20 protein-coding genes and 1 pseudogene are annotated in these 22,762 nt (G+C 53.4%); 11 read left to right on the top strand and 10 right to left on the bottom strand.

Going from position 1 to position 22,762, the window contains the following annotated elements:
• Both H6F43_RS20380 and H6F43_RS20375 read right to left on the bottom strand, forming a co-directional pair.
• Nucleotides 1-1,612, bottom strand: a pseudogene (locus tag H6F43_RS20380) (histidine kinase); the annotation flags it as partial.
• Between the two features lie 94 nt (nt 1,613-1,706).
• Nucleotides 1,707-3,668, bottom strand: coding sequence for a heavy metal translocating P-type ATPase (locus tag H6F43_RS20375; RefSeq protein WP_190344892.1), 1,962 nt, complete (start codon nt 3,666-3,668; stop codon nt 1,707-1,709).
• Between the two features lie 98 nt (nt 3,669-3,766).
• Here H6F43_RS20375 and H6F43_RS20370 point away from each other — a divergent pair, with 98 nt between their 5' ends.
• Nucleotides 3,767-4,888, top strand: a complete 1,122-nt coding sequence (locus tag H6F43_RS20370) for a precorrin-8X methylmutase (protein WP_190344891.1) — start codon at nt 3,767-3,769, stop codon at nt 4,886-4,888.
• A 191-nt stretch (nt 4,889-5,079) separates the two neighbouring features.
• Here the strand turns inward: H6F43_RS20370 and H6F43_RS20365 are convergent, their stop codons facing one another.
• The 3 genes from H6F43_RS20365 to H6F43_RS20355 all read right to left on the bottom strand — a co-directional run bounded on the left by H6F43_RS20365 (nt 5,080) and on the right by H6F43_RS20355 (nt 7,387).
• A complete protein-coding gene (locus H6F43_RS20365) occupies nt 5,080-5,688 on the bottom strand; it encodes an SH3 domain-containing protein (RefSeq protein WP_242025810.1) in 609 nt (202 codons plus the stop codon).
• A gap of 591 nt (nt 5,689-6,279) precedes the next feature.
• Nucleotides 6,280-6,882, bottom strand: a complete 603-nt coding sequence (locus H6F43_RS20360; protein ID WP_190344889.1) for a hypothetical protein — start codon at nt 6,880-6,882, stop codon at nt 6,280-6,282.
• Between the two features lie 58 nt (nt 6,883-6,940).
• Entirely contained in the window at nt 6,941-7,387 is a 447-nt protein-coding gene (locus H6F43_RS20355; protein WP_190344887.1) for a ribonuclease III domain-containing protein, read from the bottom strand.
• Nucleotides 7,388-7,529: 142 nt separating this feature from the next.
• On the opposite strand from H6F43_RS20355, the gene H6F43_RS20350 reads away from it, so the two are divergent.
• Nucleotides 7,530-8,339 carry a creatininase family protein gene (locus tag H6F43_RS20350; RefSeq protein WP_190344898.1) on the top strand — a complete coding sequence of 270 codons (810 nt, stop codon included), beginning with the start codon at nt 7,530-7,532 and terminating at the stop codon, nt 8,337-8,339.
• On the opposite strand, the gene H6F43_RS22830 is transcribed toward H6F43_RS20350, so the two are convergent.
• Together H6F43_RS22830 and H6F43_RS20340 are read right to left on the bottom strand one after the other, a co-directional pair.
• Complete coding sequence (locus H6F43_RS22830; RefSeq protein WP_190344885.1) at nt 8,336-11,902, bottom strand: DUF4347 domain-containing protein; 3,567 nt, start codon at nt 11,900-11,902, stop codon at nt 8,336-8,338. The two genes, H6F43_RS20350 and H6F43_RS22830, sit on opposite strands and share 4 nt — an antisense overlap.
• A gap of 358 nt (nt 11,903-12,260) precedes the next feature.
• The gene (locus H6F43_RS20340; RefSeq protein ID WP_190344896.1) at nt 12,261-12,770 is read right to left on the bottom strand and encodes a TIGR02652 family protein; all 510 of its coding nucleotides are present in this window, start codon (nt 12,768-12,770) and stop codon (nt 12,261-12,263) included.
• A gap of 105 nt (nt 12,771-12,875) precedes the next feature.
• Here H6F43_RS20340 and H6F43_RS20335 point away from each other — a divergent pair, with 105 nt between their 5' ends.
• Together H6F43_RS20335 and H6F43_RS20330 are read left to right on the top strand one after the other, a co-directional pair.
• Nucleotides 12,876-13,430, top strand: coding sequence for a gamma carbonic anhydrase family protein (locus H6F43_RS20335; RefSeq protein WP_190344883.1), 555 nt, complete (start codon nt 12,876-12,878; stop codon nt 13,428-13,430).
• A gap of 120 nt (nt 13,431-13,550) precedes the next feature.
• Nucleotides 13,551-13,673 (top strand): photosystem II protein Y, encoded by a 123-nt coding sequence (locus H6F43_RS20330; RefSeq protein WP_190344881.1) that lies wholly within the window; start codon nt 13,551-13,553, stop codon nt 13,671-13,673.
• 84 nt (nt 13,674-13,757) lie between these two features.
• On the opposite strand, the gene H6F43_RS20325 is transcribed toward H6F43_RS20330, so the two are convergent.
• Together H6F43_RS20325 and H6F43_RS20320 are read right to left on the bottom strand one after the other, a co-directional pair.
• The gene (locus H6F43_RS20325) at nt 13,758-14,834 is read right to left on the bottom strand and encodes a dipeptide epimerase (RefSeq protein WP_190344879.1); all 1,077 of its coding nucleotides are present in this window, start codon (nt 14,832-14,834) and stop codon (nt 13,758-13,760) included.
• Between the two features lie 176 nt (nt 14,835-15,010).
• Nucleotides 15,011-15,271: a hypothetical protein gene (locus H6F43_RS20320; protein ID WP_190344877.1), complete on the bottom strand. Its 261-nt coding sequence runs from the start codon at nt 15,269-15,271 to the stop codon at nt 15,011-15,013.
• 1 nt (nt 15,272) lies between these two features.
• On the opposite strand from H6F43_RS20320, the gene H6F43_RS20315 reads away from it, so the two are divergent.
• The 6 genes from H6F43_RS20315 to H6F43_RS20290 all read left to right on the top strand — a co-directional run bounded on the left by H6F43_RS20315 (nt 15,273) and on the right by H6F43_RS20290 (nt 21,049).
• The gene (locus tag H6F43_RS20315; protein WP_190344875.1) at nt 15,273-15,434 is read left to right on the top strand and encodes a hypothetical protein; all 162 of its coding nucleotides are present in this window, start codon (nt 15,273-15,275) and stop codon (nt 15,432-15,434) included.
• A gap of 77 nt (nt 15,435-15,511) precedes the next feature.
• A complete protein-coding gene (locus tag H6F43_RS20310) occupies nt 15,512-16,012 on the top strand; it encodes an orange carotenoid protein N-terminal domain-containing protein (protein ID WP_190344873.1) in 501 nt (166 codons plus the stop codon).
• A gap of 68 nt (nt 16,013-16,080) precedes the next feature.
• Nucleotides 16,081-18,366, top strand: a complete 2,286-nt coding sequence (selD, locus tag H6F43_RS20305; RefSeq protein ID WP_190344871.1) for a selenide, water dikinase SelD — start codon at nt 16,081-16,083, stop codon at nt 18,364-18,366.
• A gap of 9 nt (nt 18,367-18,375) precedes the next feature.
• The gene (locus H6F43_RS20300) at nt 18,376-19,023 is read left to right on the top strand and encodes a Uma2 family endonuclease (RefSeq protein ID WP_190344894.1); all 648 of its coding nucleotides are present in this window, start codon (nt 18,376-18,378) and stop codon (nt 19,021-19,023) included.
• Between the two features lie 15 nt (nt 19,024-19,038).
• The gene (gene mnmH, locus H6F43_RS20295; RefSeq protein WP_190344869.1) at nt 19,039-20,109 is read left to right on the top strand and encodes a tRNA 2-selenouridine(34) synthase MnmH; all 1,071 of its coding nucleotides are present in this window, start codon (nt 19,039-19,041) and stop codon (nt 20,107-20,109) included.
• Nucleotides 20,102-21,049, top strand: coding sequence for an RsmB/NOP family class I SAM-dependent RNA methyltransferase (locus H6F43_RS20290; protein ID WP_190344867.1), 948 nt, complete (start codon nt 20,102-20,104; stop codon nt 21,047-21,049). Before mnmH ends, H6F43_RS20290 begins: the two co-directional genes overlap by 8 nt.
• Here H6F43_RS20290 and H6F43_RS20285 read toward each other — a convergent pair.
• A complete protein-coding gene (locus H6F43_RS20285) occupies nt 21,044-21,448 on the bottom strand; it encodes a PPC domain-containing DNA-binding protein (RefSeq protein WP_190344864.1) in 405 nt (134 codons plus the stop codon). The two genes, H6F43_RS20290 and H6F43_RS20285, sit on opposite strands and share 6 nt — an antisense overlap.
• A gap of 230 nt (nt 21,449-21,678) precedes the next feature.
• Between H6F43_RS20285 and H6F43_RS20280 the strand changes: the two genes are divergently transcribed.
• Nucleotides 21,679-22,599 (top strand): hypothetical protein, encoded by a 921-nt coding sequence (locus H6F43_RS20280; protein WP_190344861.1) that lies wholly within the window; start codon nt 21,679-21,681, stop codon nt 22,597-22,599.
• Nucleotides 22,600-22,762: the final 163 nt, after the last annotated feature.

Below are 22,762 nucleotides of genomic sequence, written 5' to 3'. Positions count from 1 at the left end.
CATCGTGGCAGCGCATATCCAGGCTGCAACACAGAGAGCAGATAGAGCCGCCATACACGGGACAGAACGCCATGTCTTGCGGTTCATACGCCTGCTCACAAATGCAGCAGTCGCTCGACTGCAATACGATCGTGTTGCAGTCGGAGTAAACATCTTCGCGGGCAATGTAGTACTTCCCGCGCGTGATCGCCGCGATCGCCGGAGCCAGCAGCAGTGCCAATCCCAGGGCAATAAAGGCGGCAAAGGCTTTGGCAACGGCACCAAACACGCCTACAAACGCCGCCATTGACACCAGCGAAGCGATTAATACCGATCCACATCCGACTGGATTGAAGTTATAGAGATGCGCTCGCTTGAACTCAATGTACGGAGGACTGAGACCCAGCGGCTTGTTGATCACCAAGTCAGCCACGAGCGCGCCCACCCACGCGATCGCCACATTCGAGTACAGCCCTAACACGGCTTCCAGAGTCGAAAAGACGCCCAATTCCATCAGCAACAGGGCGATCGCGACATTAAAGATCAGCCAGACGACGCGTCCCGGATGGCTATGCGTTAGCCGACAAAAGAAGTTTGACCACGCCAGCGATCCCGCGTAAGCGTTCGTGACGTTGATTTTGATTTGAGACAGAATCACAAAAAAGATCGTCACCGCCAGAACAACGTCTGGATTGGCGAACACATACCCAAACCCCACCAGGTACATCTGAGTCGGCACATTCGCTTGCGCAACGCTGACCCCGTGCGCGATCGCCAGCGACGCCAAAAACGCTCCTCCTAGCTGCTTGGCGCATCCCAAAATAATCCAACCCGGACCTGCTAGCACGACGGCAAGCCACCATTTACGGGGATTGTTTTGCTTCTCCGGTAAAAACCGTAGGTAATCCACCTGCTCACCAATTTGCACAATGAGCGATGCTGAAACCGTCGCCGCCGCGCCAAATAGCAGCGGATCAAACGCGGCACCACTGCTGGACTGTCCAGCAAAGTGAACCCAGTTTGCCAGAGCATCCGGCTCTTTATATACGATGCAACCATACGGCAAAATCACCAGTGCAAACCAGAGCGGTTGGGTCCAAAGATGCAACTGGTTAATCAGCGTCACCCCGAAAAAGACTAAAGGGATAATGACGAGCGAACAAATAATGTAGCCGATCGACAGCGGCAGGTGGAAATACAGCTCCAACGCTTGCGCCATCACCACGGCTTCCAGCGCAAAGAAGATGAACGTGAATGAAGCGTAAATCAGAGACGTAATCGTTGAGCCAATATAGCCAAACCCTGCTCCTCGCGTCAGCAAATCCATATCAATGCTGTATTTAGCAGCGTAGTAGGCGATCGGAAATCCCGTCAGAAAAATGATGACGCCGATCGCAAGAATTGCCCAAAACGAATTCGCAAACCCATAGTTAATCGAAAGAGAGCCGCCAATGGCTTCTAGGGCTAAAAATGACAGCCCTCCGGTGGCGGTGTTTGCAACCAGACCCTCTGACCACTTGCGAAACGACTTTGGAGCAAATCGTAAGGCGTAGTCCTCTAGCGTTTCTGCGGCTACCCAGGTGTTGTAATCGCGCCTATCTTTAACGATCTTGAGGCTGGGATGAATTGACATAGGATGAATGAGGTCACGCTGGTTGAGCAACCGAACGATCGCAGCCGCTTACAAGGAGCAGTCAAGCGTTAGAAGCAGCCTCCGCTTCATCGCATTATACCGATCGTGGGTATCCAGTTTTGAGTAGACGCAGACCGCTGAGGGTCACCAGAACCGTTGATCCTTCATGACCAATCACGCCCAGCGGTAGGGTAATGTGGCTAGCGAAGTTGGCAATCAAGAGGAGAACAATAAAGCCGAGAGCAAAGACAATATTCTGCTTGACGATCGTCTGCGATCGCCGACCAAGGTGGATGGCATGTTCCAGTCGTTCCAGCCGATCTGCCATTAACACCACGTCAGCAGTTTCCAGTGCCACATCGCTTCCAGTTGTCCCCATTGCAATTCCTACCGACGCTTGGGCTAGGGCGGGTCCATCGTTAATGCCGTCGCCGACCATTGCCACTGTTTGGTACTGGTGCTGGAGTTGCCGAATCACGTTGACTTTGTCGTCTGGCAGCAGATCCGCATACACGCGATCGATGCCAAGCTCCTGAGCAATCCGCTGGGCAGTGCGTTCGTTATCTCCCGTCAGCATCACAATCGCCTCAATCCCTAACTGCTTTAACCGGGCGATCGCGCGTGCCGCTTCCGGGCGCACCGTATCGGCAATCGCAATGATTCCCAGCACAGACTGATTCCAGGCAACCCAAACAACGGTTTTACCCTCCTGCTCCCACTGCTGACTTTGCGTTTCCAGCGTTTTTGACCAAGAAGCAACCTGTCGCTGGACGAACGCGGCTTTCCCAGCGATCGCGCTCTGGTCGTTGACCGTCCCAGTCATTCCGTGTCCTGTCTGTGCCTGCCCATTCTCGGCTGGAGTCCAGGCAATCCCTCGTTCCCGCGCTGCCTGAACAATCGCATCCCCAATCGGATGTTCTGACAAACTTTCCAGGGCGGCGGCTACTTGCAGCAGGTCTGCGTCCGAGGCATTTGAGGCATTAACGGCAAGCAAATCAACGACCTGAGGCTTTCCCGTGGTCAATGTGCCTGTTTTGTCGAAGGCGATCGCTCGTACCTGTCCGATCGTCTCCAGTTGTGCGCCATTTTTGAACAGAATTCCGTGCCGCGCTCCGTTCGCAATTCCAGACAGCAGCGTTGGCATAATGGCTGCCATCAGCGCACAGGGCGACGCCACCACTAAAAAGATCAATGCTCGGTAAATGGTCGTTTCCCAAGCCCATCCCCACAGAAACGGCGGCAGCGTTGCCAGTAGAATTCCTGCCAGAACCACTACTTTGGCGTAGCCTCGCTCAAACCGTTCAATAAACTGCTGAGAGGGGGGTGCCTCGGTCTGTGCCTGCTCAACTAAGCGAATCACGCGCTGAATCAAGCTGCTTTCTGGTGGTTGATGAATTCGCAGCTTCAATGCGCCGCTGCCGTTGATGGTTCCGGCAAACACCTCATCGCCGATCGTTTTCTCGACAGGCATCGACTCGCCCGTGATCGGAGCCTGATTGAGGATGCTGAATCCATCCTCAATGATTCCGTCTGTGGGCACCAGTTCTCCTGGCTTGACCAAAACGCGATCGCCAATCTGAAGCTGGGCAATGGGAACCCGCTGCTCCTGTCCCTGCTGTAGCACCCATGCCGTATCCGAGGTCAAACTCATTAAGCTGCGGATGCTGCGTTCTGTGCGCTGCATCGCATAGCCTTCTAGCGCCCCGCTAATCGAGAAAATCAGGATCAAAACGGCTCCATCGACAATCAGCTCGTACTCCTGCCGCCACAAACCCAGTCCTGCTGCGCCCAAGGCTGCCACAATCATCAGCAGGTCCACATCCAGTTCTTTTTCCTGAAATAGAGTGGCCAATCCCTCGCGGGCACTCTCATAGCCTCCGATCACATAGGCGGCAGGCAGAATTAACAGACTGAGTCCTATCCAGCCCCAGTGCAGCGTCAACCAACCGAGCAGGACCAGCACGCCGCATACAGCGGCGGCGACGGCTTCGGGGTGTTGGGTCAGCAGCGTGGGACGGGGACGCGACAGAGTAGACGACAACAGAGTAGACGACATGGGCAGGGGTTAGTGCGATCGAACCTCCTCAGCCTAAACATTGACATTGATGTTAATGTCAACAGTTAGTCTCAATCTGGCTGACCTACATTAAAGTCATGAGCAACGGCTACCTGACCATTAAAGAGCTAACCGAGACTGTCGGGGGCGGCGTCACGCCTCGGATGGTGCGGCACTACCACAGCTTGGGCTTGCTGCCCCAGCCCCAGCGCTCTACGGGCAACTACCGCCTCTATACGCAGAAGAATGTGCAGCAGCTTCAGCGAATCATGTCACTGAAGCAGCAAGGATTTCAGCTATCCCATATTCAGCAACTGCTTCAGAGCCATTCCCAAACCGATGATCAAACCCTGCTTGCCCAATTGCAGCAGCAGTACCAGACAGTGATGCAGCAGTTGGCACGCCTGCGGCAAACGGCAATGGCGCTAGAAGGAGTCTTGGGACGCGATCGTCACTGCCAGTCTGTTCATGCCGCCGCGATCGCTCAATTGCGCGTACTGGAGGCAAATACCCAAGCCAGTATGAGCGCTCTAGAGCACTGGCAGCACCTGGATGCGAAAACAGCGGCACATCCTGAAGCCTTTGAAGAATCTCTACAGCGTCTATTGCCCGACCTGTCGAACCGATCGGAAATTGAAGTGCATCTGCTCTCTAAGCTGGTGCTTGCCTGTGGGGATGTCAGCTTAGTGCCGTTTGTTCGTCGCAGTTCCAGCGCGATCGCGGCGGCTCGTGATGCGTTGAATGCAGGATGCACGATCGTGGGAGACACGCCTGCTGTCGTAGCTGCCCTTGATCACACTCGACTCGCGCATCTTCACTGCTCTACCGAAATGCTGGTCAATAATCCTCACGTCACAGATGCGGCAGATGCAGAACAAGCGTTTTGGCACGATCGTCGCTGGCACGAACGTTTACAGCAGCTTCCGGCTGGTTGCATTCTGGTGGTTGGCTATGCGCCTTCGGTTTTAATGTCAGCCTGTCGCTTAATCGAGCAGAAACAGCTTCAGCCCGCACTGGTTATTGGCATGCCGATCGGGTTTAGCCATGCGCCTGCTGCAAAACGACGGCTGATTCAGGCAGATGTCTCTTACCTGACCATTGAGGGATCTCCAGGGGGTGGGCTGCTAGCAGCCGTTGCCCTCAATGCGCTCGTGGAGTCTCTACTGGACAAACCCGATTGCCATTGCTATCTCACCGCCGACCACAGCAACGTCGAGTAGACTCTAGCCGACTATCGCTCGTGTTGTACACTCATCGGCTGACAAAACGGAACTTCCCCTAACCCTTTCCTGCGAGGCGACGGTGTACACACCAGTGACTCGTTTGCCGGACCTAACCCCCAACCCCTTCCCTGCGAGGGAAGGGGCGCTAGATTCAAAGTTATCGATCGCCACACCGCCCAAGCTCACCCTTAACGAATTGCAATGGTGAGGCTGTATTCTCCACTAGCGCCCGATCGCTGCTCCTCAGGCACTAGCCTCACTCGCACTCGATAATCTCCAGCGCTACGCAGCACACCGGACCAGTTTCTACTTCCTGTATACACGGTACTGCCATTCGGAGCGACTACCTGCACCTGCAGAAATGAACTAGTTCCGGTAATGCGCGTCGTCATCGTTTGACCAGCCCCCGCCTTCAGCACATACTCGCGAGACTCACTGCCTTGCACCCTACCGCCTACGGTTGCTGCGGATGTACCGGGCGCAAACGACACTCGTTCAGAAGATGCTGCATTCACAAGCAGCAAATCGCCTCGCAGCCAACCGCGCGCACCAGAATTAGGAAACTCGACAAAGTACCAGGGAAAGCCATCTGGAGCATTGGTTTGGTTGAGAATAGTCACGCGATCGCCTCCCAAACCGTAGTGTCGAATACGAGAAGTGGTTGAGGGAGACTGCCGTACATTCACACGAGTACCCGGAGCCGCCAGAATCGTCGCCATGTCTGCCAACGCTGGCAGCGCCGCCGCAGCTAACATCATCAGTGCCGTAACAAATGCTGAACCGTACTTAAGCGTCATAACACTAGGCTTGCTGAAAATACTTGAGGTTGCTGAAAGGCTTACACGTGTTGAGCTTCAACGATGTTCAACAAAAATCGCTGAGACGTACACCAAACGTAAGCTTTAAGATTTTTTGAGAGGATGACTCAACCAATTTAATCGGAAATCTAGAGAATTAATATGGTGGTACTCGCTAGTCATGCAACTCACGGAGCGTGCGACTTTTTTAGGTCGATCGTGGGATGGGCGTCTTGCCTACTCGATCGAGGTGGTCAGGATAGTTACCCCACAGAAAACCCAGCGGTTGGAGTTTAAGTCTCACATCGCATAATTCAGTCTTTCTGCTGATCTAATGCCTCCCTAGGCGCGTTTTTTTCTGCTTCTTACCGAGGCGCTGCACTGAAGATTTACGCTAAGTACAAAATGACTGAATGTAGTGTGAGCGAAATCACAGGTAAGCACTGATCACGATCGTCTCAGCCATCTTTCTACCCAGACATACTATAGGAGACTCAACTTTAGCCGAGTCATCAACAGGGAACACACGACTAGCCGGCAGCAATCTTTTCGGAGACTGTCGGTTTTTTATTGGGAACTAATCAGCAACAGCTACCGCATTGCTCCCATCGTATTTTTCCAGGACAGTTCCTTGCAGAGCACACCAAGGGCGCGTTGGTCGGCTCCCATGAAGAGGTTGCTGTCAATCAGCTCGGTTAAAACCTGCTGAGTTAGCTGAGACGCAAACGTTCCGCCGCAGCGCAGCAAATGGCTGTAGTAGCAGAACTGGGGTCGCTGGCTTTGGTTGAGGTGAAAGCGATGGATTTCCTCTTGCGTCATGCGATAAACGGGCGTGTTAATGGGAACAACGACTTTAGGAATGCCATGCAGCCCGAAGTATTCGCCGTTTTGCGCCTCCAGCGTGCCAATCAGTACAGTCCACAATAGCGTCCGGGTTTCGTAGATGAGATCGGGCGCGAAGACTGGGTCAGGTTCGCTGGACAAGCGTGGTCCCATGTTCAAAAACATGGGGTTGAACAGTTGGGAGTTGTAGATTAGCCCGACTGCCCAATGACGATCGCTGCTGTTAAATCGGACAAAACAGCCAAAACCGTAGTCGTCCGGCTGCGGACAGTCCACATAGCTCATTGAGTCATCGAGCTGTACGATGTAATCGCAATGCGAGTTCGATTTAACGACTTGACCCAAACGCATAGCTGATCCTCCGTCACTGCCAGCACATTAGCAGAAGACACGCGATTCGCCACATTTTTCAATCGGCAAACACATCACTAAACAGCTGCTGGATCGTTTTCCGTGCCGCACTATAGCCGCCATCAAAATAGATTGCACCCAGAATCGCTTCTAGCGTTTCCGCCAGCACGTAAGGCTGCTCATCGGCACGCTGCTGTTTTTCTCCAATGCCCAGCTTCAGCATTGCTCCGACGCCCAAATCACGGCTAATCCGCGCTAGGTTTTCTTCTCGCTCCAATTCAATTTTTTTGACCGTAATTGCCTGTCGCGTTTCGCAGCCGTGCCGAATCAGCAACTCCGTGAGCACTGCCTTGAGAACGGCATCTCCCAGCGTCCGGTAGATTTCCTGATCCTCACACGTGATTTGTTTCTGTCGCTGCTCCAGCGCGTACGCCTTACGAGTCAGCGATCGAGTCAGCAATCGTTTATCAAAGAAGAAATACCCAAGTTTTTCTTCAAGCTGCATGAGGATCAAGTTAGAAGGGTTGCCTGCTGAATTTGAAATTGCTGTAGGTTTATTTGAGACGGTGGAACGACCTGGCTCAGATTAAACTACTGGTTCTACTTAGACTACTGATTCTACGTTCCATCTCTCCTTTCCAACCATGATGCACAGCTTTATTCCTCCAGAACGTTTTTTTCCGTATCTGACCTGGACCGACATTGAGGCAATGCCCAATAAGGCGGATGTAGTCATTATCCAACCCGTAGGCGCGATCGAGCAGCACGGTCCCCATCTGCCGCTGGCAGTGGACTCGGCGATCGGGTTGGCGGTGCTAGGCAAGGCGCTAGAAAAACTCGATGCCAGCATTCCTGCGTTTGCGCTCCCGTCGCTGTATTACGGCAAATCCAATGAGCACTGGCACTTTCCTGGCACGATTACCCTCAGCGCCCAGACGCTGGCAGCAACGCTCATGGAGGTGGGCGACAGCGTTTACCGCGCTGGATTCCGCAAGCTTGTGTTTATGAACTCTCACGGGGGACAGCCGCAAGTCCTGGAAATTGTAGCGCGGGATTTGCATCAAACCCGCGAGGACTTTACCGTGCTGCCGCTGTTTACCTGGCGCGTTCCTAACGTTGCTGGGGAGCTACTGACGCCGAAGGAGAGATCGTTGGGCATTCACGCGGGGGATGCTGAAACCAGTTTGCTGCTGTCGATTTTGCCAGATCAGGTAAAAATGGATCGGGCAGTCGCAGAATATCCACCAGAGCTGCCTGCTGATAGCCTTTTGAGCATTGAGGGCAAGCTGTCCTTTGCCTGGACGACGCGAGACCTCAGCCGCAGTGGGGTGATCGGCGACGCAACCACGGCAACCAAGGAGAAGGGCGATCGCATCCTGGAATCCGTCTCGGACGGCTGGGTGACGGTAATTGAAGACGTGCACCGCTTTCAGCCGCCGCGAGCGTGGAAGTCCTAGAGGATAATCTCCCAGTCTAAGCCCACCGCTCCAACCGAGGGCGTTTGGGCGATCGTCGTTCCGTCCAGCTTCCACAACGCCACTTCCCCAGACTCATAGTTGCGCCAGACAATCTCGGGTTTGCCGTCGCCATTCAGGTCGGCAAGTCCCTCAATTTCCCAACTCGCCGGCACCTGCAACAGGTTGGTATAGCTGTTGTAGCTGGTGCCATTCATCTGCCAAATCAGGGTGCTTCCGGTGACCGTATCCTTCCAGAGAATATCGGTTTTGCCATCGGCATCAAAGTCGGCAGTGCCCTCAATCTGCCAGTTGACTCCCACGTTGGGCAAGAGCGCATAGGTGCTGTAGCTCATGCGATTCATTTGCCAAATCACTAGATCGCCGCTCTGCTCGCTGCGCCAAAGAATATCCACCATGCCGTCCTGGTCAAAATCTGCCACTTCCTGAATGCGCCAGCCAGAAGCTGCTGTGGGCAGGGCGGCGTAGGAGTCGTAGCTCATGCGGTTCATCTTCCAAATCAGGGTGTCGCCACTGGTGTAGTTTTGCCAGAGGATGTCCGTCATGCCGTCGCGGTCAAAGTCGACGGTAGCTTCGACGTGCCACTCGGGCGAGACGACGGGTAGCAGGCTGTAGCCGCCCCTCACGGTACCGTTCATTTTCCAGATGACGCCGTCACCTGTGATGCGGTTGAACCAGAGGATGTCGGTTTTGCCATCGCCGTCGAAGTCTGCGGTGCCGTCAATTTGCCAGGACAAGTCGACGGTTTCAACCACTGCCCCAGACTGAACGGCGGTGTCGTTCATCAGCCACACGGCAACGGCTCCAGTGGTGCGATCGCGCCAGAGCAGGTCGCCTTTGCCGTCGCCGTCGAAGTCGGGACCGCTGGGTCCGTTGGTGACGGTGAGGCTGGCGGTTTCGCTGGCGGTGCTGAATGCGGTGGTGTTGCCGTTGGTGCTGGTGTTAGCGGTGCCACCGTTGCTGCCGCTGGTTTGGTCCCAAGCGCGGAAAGTGATGCCGTTGCTGAGGGTGCCCTGGAAGGTGGTGGTGGGAATGAAGCGGATCAGGGCGGTGGGGGCAAGCAGGCGAGCGCTAGTGTTGGAAACGGTGCCGAAGGCAGTCCAAGTGGTGCCGCCGTTGGTGGAGAATTGCCAAGTACCGTTGCTGGTGTTAACGGCAGTGATGGCGATGCCTTTTTGAGCGTTGGCGTCAGCGTCAGTGATGCCTGCCCCACCGAGGCGAGCAATCAAGTCGGAGACCAGGGTGCCGACTGGGTTGCTGCTACCTTTGAGGACAGCATTGAGAAGCGAATTGCCAGAGGTATTTAGGACTGGAGCGGTGTTGGAATCGCTAGCGCTGATCGTGACGGTGCCCGTGGTTGCAGTATTGCTCAGGGTGTAGGCAGCATCGGTTGTTAGGTTCAGCTTCAGGGTTTCAGCCGGTTCTGTAAGGGGGTCATCGACGGGTGTAAGGATGAGGCTGACGGAGGTTTGCCCGTCAGGAAGGGTGACGCTGAGAGTGCTACCGGAGACGTTGAAGCTGCCTGCGCTGACGCTGAAGGTGTAGTCAGCCGCGGTGGTGCTACTGCTGGAGTCGATCGTTAACTTGACCGTCAAAGCACCCGTGCTGTTGCTGCGGGTAATTTGATAGGTTCCTGTATTAAGTGGTGACTCAGCCGCCGTGGTGTCCGTTGCGCTTAGGCTGACTGTAGGTAATAAAGTACCTTCGTAGCGAGCCAGGGCAATATTACTATTGGAACCACCAGGACCAGAATTTGTAGAAGTAGTGCCAACTACGACAAGCCTGCCATCAGATTGGATAGCAATGCTTGAACCACCATCGTTATAACTACCAAAATCTGTCGTGGTTTTACCATTGCTACCAAAACTGGTATCGAGGCTGCCATTCGTGTTGTAGCGGGCTAGCGCAAAGTCACCATCCTCAGTAATGCTTTCAGCAAAGCCTGACACAACAAGTTTGCCATCGGATTGGATAACAATGCTTAAACCGCCATCAATGTAACCACTGAAATCTGTTGTAACTTGACCGCTGCTACCAAAACTGGTGTCGAGGCTACCATTCGTGTTGTAGCGGGCTAGCGCAAAATCGAAACTTGTGCCATTGCTATTGCTTGTAATCCCTGTTGCGACAATTTTGCCATCTGATTGTAGAACAACGTCGTGGCTAACGTTATAGCTATTATTGAAGTCTGTAAGAACTGTCCCACCAGTGCCAAAACTGGTATCGAGGCTGCCATTTGTGTTGTAGCGGGCTAGGGCAAAATCAAAGTTGGTGCTATACGCACTACCCATTACAACAATTTTGCCGTCCGATTGTAAGGCAATGCTAGTGATGAACTCAACGTTACCAATGCTCGTAGTGACTTTTCCATCAGTATCAAAACTGGTGTCGAGTGTGCCATTCGCGTTAAAACGCACTAGAGCAAAATCACTTCCAGTACCACTGCTGGTGGCGTATCCTGCTACCACAATTTTGCCATCTGACTGTATTGCCAAAGCATTGCTGGAGTCCTCATTACCAGAGAAGTCAACAGTTACTTTGCCACTGTTGCCAAAACTGGTGTCGATCGTTCCATTCGCGTTGAAACGCGCTACAGCAAAATCCGCATCACTCCTGGCTCCGGAGATACGCGTTCCTGCCACGACAATTTTGCCGTCTGACTGGATCGCGATGTCATAGCCTTTGTCATCGGAAAAGCCAAAGTCTGTAGTTACTTTGCCACTGTTGCCAAAACTGGTGTCGATCGTTCCGTTGGCGTTGTAGCGAACTAGAGCAAAGTCGTTACTGGTATTTGTGCCGCTCTCAGCGTATCCGGCTACAACAATTTTTCCGTCTGACTGTACAGCAACACTTTCTCCAGAATCATCGAAATTGAAGCCGGAAAAGTCAGAAGTAACTTTGCCACCATTACCAAAGGTAGGGTCGAGATCGCCTGCCAGAAGAACTGAGGTGTAGGCATTGATCATCTTTTGCTGTAAGGCTACAGAGCTTTCGATCGCCCCCGTCTGCACTTCCAACTCCCAATTGCCGCCTAGCGGTGCGCTACCCGTCACATCATTTGATGCCGCAACATCTGCACCCGTCAACTGCGCCAACTGCTGCACAAACGTCTGACCGATCGCGCCCTGCCCCACATTGCAGCCATACAGCAGAATATCGGCATCCTCTGTCAGCGCACCTGACCACGCCTGCAACTCACCTGCATAGCTCCGCAGGGTTTGCCAATCCAGCCAGCCCGACCCGAACTGCAACGCTCCAGCTGTCCCGTGCGACACAATCTGCACGCTGGAAATCCCACTGCGAATTGACAGTGATCGAGTAATCTGCGTCACCGCATCCTGCGATGCATCGAGCACTTGCACCTCGGTTCCCGGTTGCACACCCGCCACCAGGCTTTGATAATCGCTGACCCTCCCATCAATGAACAGCAGCGACGACGATCGCCCGCTCAGTTGCTCCAGTGGACTGGATGGAGCCAAGGGAGCACGGACAGAATCGATCAGCAGCGGAGAATGTAGGGGAGTCGATGCAGTTGGGAAATCCATAGGGGAAGCTCTGAGTGCAAGAAAACGTGGCAGTCGAACTGAGTGCCGAACGACCAGCAACGAATGAATTTGTGCAATTCGTTACTTTCAGTTCGTTACTTTCAGCGTAGTCACGTACCAAGCTAGAGCCGCACCGTAGAGCTACTGAAACTCATCACAATTCGGTCATCTTTATCCAGTCATCTTTAGTAGTTGCACGCTCACCCACGCAAATATTGCAAAGCTGAAATAAGCTTTTCCCAAGAATTTCAAGTTTTATTAAAACCATGGCGCAGCTACTTTCAGAACGCAGCACTTCACCCCGTTCAAGTCAGCTGGAACGTTTTGCAGCTAAAAATTATGCCAACAGACAGATGACTCACTCGAACAGCCGGAAATAGGGATAGCGCACGGGAGCACCGGGTTCCTTCTCCAGATCAAAATTAATCACGTCCCAGCAGGGTTCGTCCTTGGGGTCCGGGCTGAAATCTACCGGAAGACCGTAGAGACGGGGGCGCGGCGTGTCAGCCTGCCCTCGCCAGGACGTATTGCGCTCTAGATAGGTGTTAATCAAATCCTTGTAGCGGCGGGCAATGATTACCCGCGTTGCCCGATAGCCCTGCGTGTAGAGGCGATCGAGGGCTTCGTGAATTTCAAACCGAATGCCGTCCGGGTGCGTGTGCTGGCGATACCAATCACCATTCCACTGTCGCCAGTGCCGCCCAGATTGCAGGTGAATCAGTTCTTCAGTTTTAGGATTTGCCTCAAACGCGCCATGTCGCTGGCACAGATAGGTGTCGGTCAGAGTCAGTGCCGGGATTGTTTGGCGGCAGTGCGGGCACTGAATCTCCGGACCAAAAATAGGATATTGCAAGCCGGGGTTGATCATCAGGGACAGTGCCTGTTCTCCATGCATTCAGTGCCAGTGGCTTTATTATAACCGTGGTGGTTCTTCCGCCCATAGACACTTTCACCTGTAATTGCTGGCTGGCTTGTGAATAATCATCCTGCATTGGCTCATCATCCTGCTTTCTGGGTGCCGCCCGACTTATCTCAAGCGGCATTTATTGCGGCGAACGCCACAGTGATCGGCGCGGTTGAAATTGGTCAGGGATGCAGCATTTGGTATGGGGCGGTCGTGCGCGGAGACGTGGAGGGAATTGCGATCGGCGCAAGCACCAACATCCAAGATGGCGCCATTCTTCACGGCGATCCGGGTCAGCCAACGGTGCTGGAGGACTGCGTAACCGTGGGGCATCGCGCCGTTGTCCATAGCGCTTATGTCGAGCGAGGGTGTCTGATCGGCATTGGTGCTGTAGTGCTGGATGGCGTACGCGTCGGCGCGGGCAGCATCATTGGTGCAGGAGCTATTGTGACTAAAGACGTGCCACCGCGATCGCTGGTCGTCGGCGTCCCTGGCAAAGTTCTGCGATCGCTTTCTGACGCAGAAGCCGCCGAACTGATCGAACACGCGCACCGCTACGAAAAGCTGGCGCGGGTTCATGCAGGCAAAGGAACCGATTTGGGCTTTGTTGGCGAGGGCGGGTGAAGGGTGGAAAACTGATTTTGAACGGGCAAGTTCCCCGCTTCCCTCTAGGAAAACGTCCCCACTTGCTATAAAACTGAAGTATGAGAACAGTTCAAAAATCTTTAAACGAGAGGTTTCACTATGGACATTGATCTGCGTGCAGCGGTTGTTCTGTTTCCTGTTGCTATAGCGGCGGGCTGGGCAGCGTTTAATATCCTTCCGGCTGCAATCAAGCAAATTCAAGGATTCCTGACAAATCGATAGCTCCAAAGTGGCAAAGCATTCGAGTAGGACTCTGAACCTCTGAGATTTGTGTGTCGAATGCTTTGCCCTTACTGTAGAAAGCTCTTATGGTTGGGAGTCTGCCTTTCTGGTGACTCCCAATCCTGGTTTGTCCGTTGGCAACACCCGCCCGTTCTCGAAGCGTGCGCCTGTAAACGGGTCATCCAACAAGTTTAAGTGGCTGTCTAAGTCTAGATAGTCAGCCAGCGGTGATAGCTGCGCGATCGCGGTGTTCAGCAACGCGCTGTCTGAGTAGCATCCAAACATTACCTTGAGACCACAGGCGCGAGCGGTGTGAATCATCCGCAGAGCTTCGGTCAAGCCGCCAGACTTCATCAGCTTAATATTGATGCCGTGAACGCGATCGGCAAGCGATGGAATGTCGTGGCTGGTGAAGCAGCTTTCATCTACAAAGATGGGCAAGGGCGATCGACGATACAGTGCGGGTAAGTCGCCTTCCTGTCCCTTGGCGAGGGGCTGCTCGATGTAGGTCACGCCCTGATTCGCCAACCAGTCGCTCATTTCGATCGCGGCTTCTAAGCCCCAGCCGCCGTTAGCATCCACGCTAATGTGAATTTGGGGGACAATTTGCCGCACGGCTTGCAGCATTGCCTTGTCCGCCGCAAGTCCGGCGGGACTGCCCAATTTTAGCTTCAACGCCTGAATGTCTTGGGATGGCGCGGTGACGGTTCCCAGTCCCAGCCAGTCTTTGACGCGCTGCTGGGCGGCGTCTGGGGAGCTAATCCCGATCGTCACAGAGGTGGGCACGATGCGATCGCAGTCCAATCCCCACAGGTGCCAGAGCGGTAGGCTTGCCTGCTTGCCCATCCAATCGTGCAGTGCAATGTCCAGTGCTGCTCGCGCTGCCGAGGGAAGTTGCGCCTCTAGCAGCAGGCGATCGATGCGCTGTCGCTCTACGGGACTCAGTGCTTTTAGCAGCGGGGCGATTTTTTGCAGGGCGCGGGCGATCGTGTCAGTGGTTTGGGGTTGCTCCCCCACCGAGAAGGGCGAGGCTTCTCCCCAGCCCCGAATGCCGTCGTGCTCAACTTCTACCCAAAGATTGGTTGTTTGAGCCGTAGTGCCACGGCTGATTGTGAGAGCAAACCGCTTGTGGACAGTGAACGTTTGCAGCCGAATCTGCATTGTGAGTTAACAACCCTCGATAGAGCAACGTCAATCAACGTAACATTCTAGAAAGCGAAGCGTGGGCTTCTATCAATTCGGAATTTGGAGTTCGGAGTTCAGAATTGCGAACGATCGGTCGCTGGAATTTAGAGAAGGGGTGCCATTCGGAGCTGGCTGTCGTTCGGCTGTGGGGTTCAGTATTCCAAGAAGAGTGTGTTGAACGAGTCTGCTTTCGAGGCGCTGGCGACGATCGGCGCAGCAGCAGGAGCGGTATCCCTCAACTGGTGGGCGTCTAGCTCTTGTTCTGCAACTTGACGATCGAGCACTTCTAGCCGCGCTTGAATGCGATCGCGGCGATCGTCCAGATTTTTTAGTTCAAGCTGGAGCCGCGTGCGCTCATTGACGAGTTTGTAGAGCTCCAGATAAGCCGCTGCCTCGGTTTTTTGGCGTGGCATTGTGCTGATTCTGGGAAACAACGGTCTTTGGGAAGGCTGGGGGCGCATGGCAGTCTCCGGTAATGTCTGTTTAATGTGTTTAATATGCCCAAAGCTGGCGATCGTGAACGCGGCTGCATCCGCCGATGGTTGTGAGGCGTATCTCTATCGAATGCCAGGTTAATAGGTTGTAAATATTTCTTAACGTAAGCTCAAGCAAACAACACTGCTTCATCCATTGCTCAGTTATTGGAGAATGACATGACTTACACAACCGACAACGCAACACAACAAGCCCTAGAGTCTTTCCGCAAATTTGATGTGGATACTCAACTTGCCCTGCTATGGTATGGCTACCTAGATATCAAAGACGAATTAAACCCCGGACCGGGACCGTCCGTTACGCAGCCTGCTCAGGCACTGTACGATCAAATCCAAGAGTTGTCTCCAGAAGAGCAATTGCAGGCTCAGCGGGACATTGCTGCCGGTGCAGGTACTCCAATTAGCCAGACCTACACGGCATTGGCATCCAGCGCCCAGCTAGAACTGTGGCTGATGCTGGGGCAGGGAATGGAGCAAGGCAACATCATTCAGGTACCCGAAAGCTATAACCTGCCCGAAAACACCAAAGATTTCGTGAGCCAGATCAAGGGCTTAGAATTTGAGCAACGGATTAATTTCTCTCGTAGCGCCGTTTCACAAATGGGCACCAACCCGCACGATAGCGACGTAGAAGCAATGGGTACGAAGATACGCGAATAATTGTTACACCTGCTAGGTTAGAACATGCACGGACGCGATCGCGTCCGTGCATGTTTGCTTAAAGCCAAATGAAAAATACCGCTTCGATTGTCAAAGATCTGGTGCTGATTGGTGGCGGACATAGCCACGCGATCGTGCTGCGGATGTTTGGCATGAAGCCGCTGTCCGGTGTGCGCGTGACGCTGATTACTGAAGCTTCGGATACCGCCTATTCGGGAATGCTGCCGGGACACGTCGCAGGCTTCTACAGCCACGAAGAGTGCCACATCGATTTGCGCGTGCTAACGCAGTTCGCCGGAGCGCAACTGTACGTTGATCGTGTGGTTGGCTTAGATTTACAGAACAATCGCGTCCTCTGTGCCGATCGTCCACCTGTCGCGTTTGATTGCCTGTCGATCGATATTGGCAGCACGCCCAAATTGCCTGCTATTCACAGCGACCCCAACGCCATTATTCCAGCCAAGCCCGTTCGCCGCTTCCTGGAAGATTGGAGCCGCATTGTGGACTCGGTGACGCAATTTCCAGAGAAGCCGATTCGGATTGGCGTTGTCGGCGGCGGCACAGGCGGCGTCGAACTGGCGCTGACGATGCACCACCGCCTGCAACAAATTTTTCGAGCTGCCCAACAGCCCGATCGCCTGACGCTGCATATGTTCCAGCGCGATGCAGAACTGATGCCAACGCACAACCGCTGGGTGCGAAATCGTCTGCGATCGCGGCTGACGGAGCGGGGAGTTCAGCTACATCTGCGTCAGTCGGTGCGCGAGGTTACATCCGGTCAGGTGCGGTGCGAGTCAGGACTGAGCGTGGACTGCGACTTTGTGATCTGGGTCACGCAGGCTTCCGCTCCCGATTGGCTCAGCAAAGCGGGATTAGCCGTGGATGAGGATGGCTTCGTGTTGGTGGACGATGGGCTGCGATCGTCGCATCCCCAAGTCTTTGCCGCAGGCGACATTGCTACGATGGTGAATCACCCACGCCCCAAGGCGGGCGTCTTTGCCGTTCGCCAAGGCAAGCCGCTGTTTGACAATCTGCGTCGTGCGCTCCAGGATCAGCCGCTGCGTCCCTTCCGTCCCCAAACCCACTATCTCAGCTTAATTGGAACGGGTGACGAGTCGGCGATCGCCGATTGGGGTTCCTTTGGTTGGGAGTCTCCGCTGCTGTGGCGCTTGAAAGACCGCATCGATCGTGCCTTTATGCGTCGGTTTAGCCACTTACCCACGATGGAGCCAGCTAGAGGAAATGAGGGGCGAGGAGCGATCGCGAAGCCTCTCCAAAAGAGTTGGAGTGAGCAAGACGCTTCTGATCTAATGCGCTGCGCTGGCTGTGGCTCCAAGGTCGGCAGCACCGTTCTTAGCCGAGTTCTGCAACGCATCCAGTCCGATCGCCCCAGTCACTCCTCGGTTCTTGTCGGGCTTGATACTCCCGACGATGCCGCTGTGATTCAAATCCCGCCTAACCGTGTGCTGGTGCAGACGATCGATTATTTCCCTGCGCTGATCAACGACCCGTTTCTATTTGGGCAAATTAGCGCCAACCATGCGCTGAGCGATGTGTTTGCAATGGGGGCACAGCCGCAGAGCGCCTTGGCGATCGCGACGGTTCCCTATGCGCGAGACGAGATCGTCGAGGAAACGCTCTATCAGCTACTGTCTGGCGCACTGCGGGTGCTGCATCAGGCGGACGCCGCGCTGATTGGCGGACACACGACTGAGGGAGCCGATCTTGCCTTCGGGTTGTCCTGCAACGGGGTTGCAGACCCCGATCGGCTGCTGCGAAAAGGCGGCATGGAGCCGGGGCAAGTGATTATTCTGACAAAGCCGATCGGGACGGGAACGTTGTTCGCGGCTCAAATGCGGCAGCAGGCAACGGGACACTGGATTGAGCGGGCGATCGCCGCAATGTGTCAATCGAATCAAGCTGCCGCTGCGTGTTTTTTAGAGTATCGGGCGACGGCTTGCACAGACGTAACGGGGTTTGGGCTAATCGGGCATCTGTTGGAAATGGTGCGGGCATCGAGAGTTGCCGTAACGCTAAATCTGGCGACGGTTCCGATGCTGGAGGGAGCCAGAGAGACGGTCCGGGCGGGCATCCTGAGTTCGCTGCATCCGCAAAATCTGCGATCGACACAGTTTCTCGACAATCTTTCAGCCGTCGATTCGCATCCAGACTTTCCGCTGCTGTTCGACCCGCAAACGTCTGGAGGACTGCTGGCGTCGGTTCCTGCGGCAGAGGGCGATCGTTGCCTTACTGCTCTTAAGATGCAAGGCTATTTAGAAAGCGCCATCATCGGACAGGTTGTGCCGCTCTTAGACCCAGCAAAATTAGTTACGATCGTACCAACGTCCTGGTAGCAGCAAATGATACAACTGGCTCTGCGACAATTGAGCGTTCCACCTGGACAGCGCGTGCTGCTGCACAACATCTCCTGGCAAGAGTTTGAAGCCATTCTAGACGAGCTTGGCGACCATCGTGGTTCTCGCTTGGCTTACGACAATGGAACGCTGGAGATTATGATGCCGCTACCGGAGCATGAAATTGACAAAGAACTGATTGGTGATTTGGTTAAGGCGCTTTTAGAGGAGCTAGATATAGAGTTTTGTACTCTAGGCTCCACAACATTTAAGAATCAAGCGATGGCTCAGGGAATTGAACCCGATCAGTGTTTCTATATTCAAAATGAGTCGCTCATCCGTGGAAAAACTCGGCTTGATTTAACGATTGATCCACCTCCAGATTTAGGATTGGAAGTTGACGTTACCTCCCGGACACATCCCAGTATTTACGAAGCGTTGAAAGTTCCTGAACTTTGGCGATTTGAGAAGGGAACGCTTCAAATTAACGTGTTGCAAAACGATAAATATATTCAGTGTGAAGATAGTCGGATTATTCCGAGGATGAATCTTGTTCAGATTATTCCTGAGTATCTTGAACAGGCTAAAACTACTGGTAGAAATGCAACATTAAAAGTTTTTCGACACTGGGTTAGAACCCAACTTCAAAATTCCTAATCTCCAACTCTCTTCATGCCTGATGTTTTAGCTACACCTAAATTTCTTGCTGCTCCCGGAGTGCTACTGGACGTTCGCAGTCCCGCCGAGTACGCTCAAGGGCACCTTCCCGCCGCCGTCAGCTTTCCGCTGTTTAGCAACGACGAGCGATCGCAAGTGGGAACGTGCTACAAGCAGGAAGGGCACGATCGCGCCGTTGAACTGGGCTTGGCGATCGCGGGACCTAAGCTGGCTCAGTTTGTTGTAGACGCAAAAGCGCTAGCACCCGATCGCACGCTGCGAATTCACTGCTGGCGCGGTGGAATGCGAAGCGGCAGCATGGCGTGGCTGATGGAAACGGCTGGCTTTCGCGTGTCGCTGCTCGATCACGGCTATAAGGGCTTTCGGCAGTGGGTGCGATCGGCGCTAGCGGTACCCAAACCCATCCTGACACTGGGCGGCATGACGGGTACCGGAAAAACGTCTATCCTGCACGCCCTCGCCGCGCAAGGAGAACAGGTGCTCGATTTGGAGCAGCTTGCCAACCATCGGGGCAGCAGCTACGGCAATCTGGGACTGCCGCCTCAGCCGACCACCGAACAGTTCGAGAATCTGATTGTTGAGCAGTGGGCAGCGCTGGAGGTCGATCGTCCCGTGTGGATCGAAGCCGAAAGCCGCATGGTTGGCTGCTGCCGCGTTCCCGACGAATTGTTTTTGCAGATGGTGGCGGCTCCCGTGCTGCAAATTGAACGATCGCGCTCGGAGCGAGTGGCGCTGCTGATTGACGTGTACGGCTCGGTCGATCGCGAACACTTAATTACCGCAACAGAGCGACTGAGAAAACGGCTGGGAGGCGATCGGACTCAGCAGGCAATCCAGTGGATTCAGCAGGGCAATTTGGCTACCGCGATCGAAGTAGTGCTGAATTACTACGACAAAACGTATCTGTACGATTTGCAGCGGCGACAGGTGCCGATTTATTCAGTTAGTGCTGCCGGACTTTCTGATAGCGAAACTGCTCAACAGTTAATTCAAACCGCACATCAGGTTGTTGTAGAGACTGGCTTCCAACAGACAGAAAAGGCGGCGATCGTGGCGTATGGATAAACCTTCTAATCTGCTGTTAAAGCTGAGTCAGCGATTGTTTGAAACTGCGGACGACCGAGCCGCGTTTGTTGATAGGCTTGTTGATCCAAAACCCGTGTCGCCTTGCATTCTTTGGTGTCAAACAAAACCAGATCCGCTACCGTTTGAGCGAGAAGATCCGCTACCGTGGCAGCCCAAATTTGTCGATCGCCTCATCGTTGGTCAGAAACCGGGTCAACATCCGCTGCATGACAAAGGAGCCTTTTACTGTTTAGATTTCTCGTCTGTTTTTGCGGTTTCGACCGTGCAGACAATTGCTCCCGTTAACGTTGCGTTAGATATGTGCGCATCGCCAGGAGGAAAAAGCGTTTTTGCTACGATCGCCGTGCGCCCTCAGCAACTATTGAGTAATGAGGTCATTGGTAAACGCATCGCTGCATTAATCTCGAACTTGAAGCGCTGCCGAGTGAGTCCGGCGATCGTTCTGCGACTCGACTCAAAGATTCTGGCAGAAGAGATTCCGAACACTGCTCAGCTTGTTTTAGTGGATGCTCCTTGTAGTGGTCAATCGCTAATTGCTAAAGGTGGAAAAGCTCCTGGATGCTTTCATCCTGTCACAATTAACAGCAACGCAAATCGTCAGAAGCGAATTCTGGCAAATTCTGCGCAAGTTGTTGCGCCGCAAGGCTATTTGGCTTACACAACCTGCACCTATTCACCCGAAGAAAATGAGCAAGTAGCAGACTGGTTTTTAGAACGATTTCCTCAGTTTCAGGCGATTAAAGTTCCTCATTTACTTAGCTACCAGTCCCATTTAACTACGCTTCCTTGCTACCGAATGTTTCCGCAGCAGGGATTGGGAGCAGGTGCATTCACCGTTCTATTTCAGAACCAAGAAGAAGCTGATGCGGAAAACATACCTGAAGATTTTTTCGATCGCCATAGCCTCATCAAGCTATAGCAAATCATTATCTTGAATGTCTAACTCTAAAAAGCCTGTTTGCTCGTCTGGCGATCGCAAAAAAATGTACTGCGGCAGTTCTCCCAGTACAATTTCAGCCGTTGTGTAAATAATGCAACCGTTGTCGAGATGCCCGCCGATCGTTCGACCTTGTTTATCTGAAATGGCAATATGCAGATGAATGCCATGAACCGAAAGCGTACCGTTCAGCGATAGAATTTCAAACGTGTCATTTAGAATTGTGCTACCGTCTTGATTTGCAAATCGGATTGCGGCTGTTTTTAAGCTTCCGATCGCCGACAAAGTAAAGCCCGCTTGTAGCTTATATGCGATCGCAAAATTCTTTAAACTTTGACGCAAATCTTGTCCAGGTTTAAGCCGTAGCGCAAATGTTTTCATGATGCTTGATCGATCAGTGTGATTAAACGGAATATTTAAACGATGAATACCTGAAAGCGAACAGCTATCTTTACAATGACTGCGATCGCCTCACCTGAATGGGTTGCTTCCCGTAACTAAAGCTACATATTGTTAACGTCAAGGAATATGAAATTTACTTACAGATGCACCAGCGTCTGGATTATTGTCTGAGGAATGTGAATCCACTTTGGCATTCATGGAGCATGTTTATGACTGATTATGTACTGTTCATCCACGGTGTGAAAACTCGCCATAAAGAAGCGTTTTGTAGCAGCGCTAAATCGTTGTTTCAGAGAATTATGCAGTCAGCAAACGGCGATAGTCGTGACTGGCAGCCGATTTTTCTCTTTTGGGGCGATTTGAACACGGCGGCTCAAACGAAACTGCGGGAAGAGGGCTTCAAGAAATCCTCCAAATGGAAGGAGTTCTGGTTTCAAGATTTCCGCACCGAGCAGATTCTAGAGTTTGTTGGCGATGCCGCGCTCTATCTTAGCCGCCATGTTGGGTCGCAGGTGGTTGAGCGATTAGCGAACGAGCTTGGAAAGTTGCAGAATGCAACACCCGACGATCGCCTGCACCTCGTAACGCACAGTTGGGGCACGGTGATCCTGTTTGACATTCTGTTTGCGAGTCGCTGGGATGACAAAGACTTAGACGACAAAACCCTGAAATACGTTGATATCATTCGTCGATCGATTTCTGGACTGGAACCTGAACCGCCGAGCGGCGTTCGCCTCGCCAGTATCCACACGATGGGCTCGCCGATCGCTCTGTTTAACTTGATCAACGTCAATGGTAGCTCTCACGATTTGACTCCGCAGTTAAAAGAGCTGCTGAGATCCATTTATCAACAGCGGGGCAATAAACCGCTACCGTGGCGAAATTTTTCCCATCCTGGCGATCCGATCGCCTATCCCTTAGAGCAAGTTATTCCGCTGCTGCTGGACAGCGAAGGCAACAAGTTTGTCCAGATCGAAGACATCATGATTCGCAATAAGACCAGCTTCTTGATGCAGCCGTTCAGTCAAACGCTGCTGCCGCTGATTAATGGCGGCAAGGCACACGGCAGCTATTGGGATCACCCTGACGTGCCCAAGGTGATCGGTGAGGTTGTTCGCTCCAGCCTCTAGATCACAATCACAGCGGCGTCGGCGTGGGTATTTGCTACAGCCAGATGCCCACAAGTAGCCTCCTTAGGGTCGATGGCGATCGGGGGATCATTGGATTAACCTTGCACCAGTCCGTGATGGTTACATATCTTCAGACTTGTATCTTCATTGGTGCCCATTAGTT

It is taken from the genome of Leptolyngbya sp. FACHB-36, assembly GCF_014695955.1.
GTDB lineage: Bacteria > Cyanobacteriota > Cyanobacteriia > Leptolyngbyales > Leptolyngbyaceae > FACHB-36.
The sequence above is the reverse complement of the archived record's forward strand: the minus strand, read 5'-3'. Positions and strand labels throughout refer to the sequence as shown.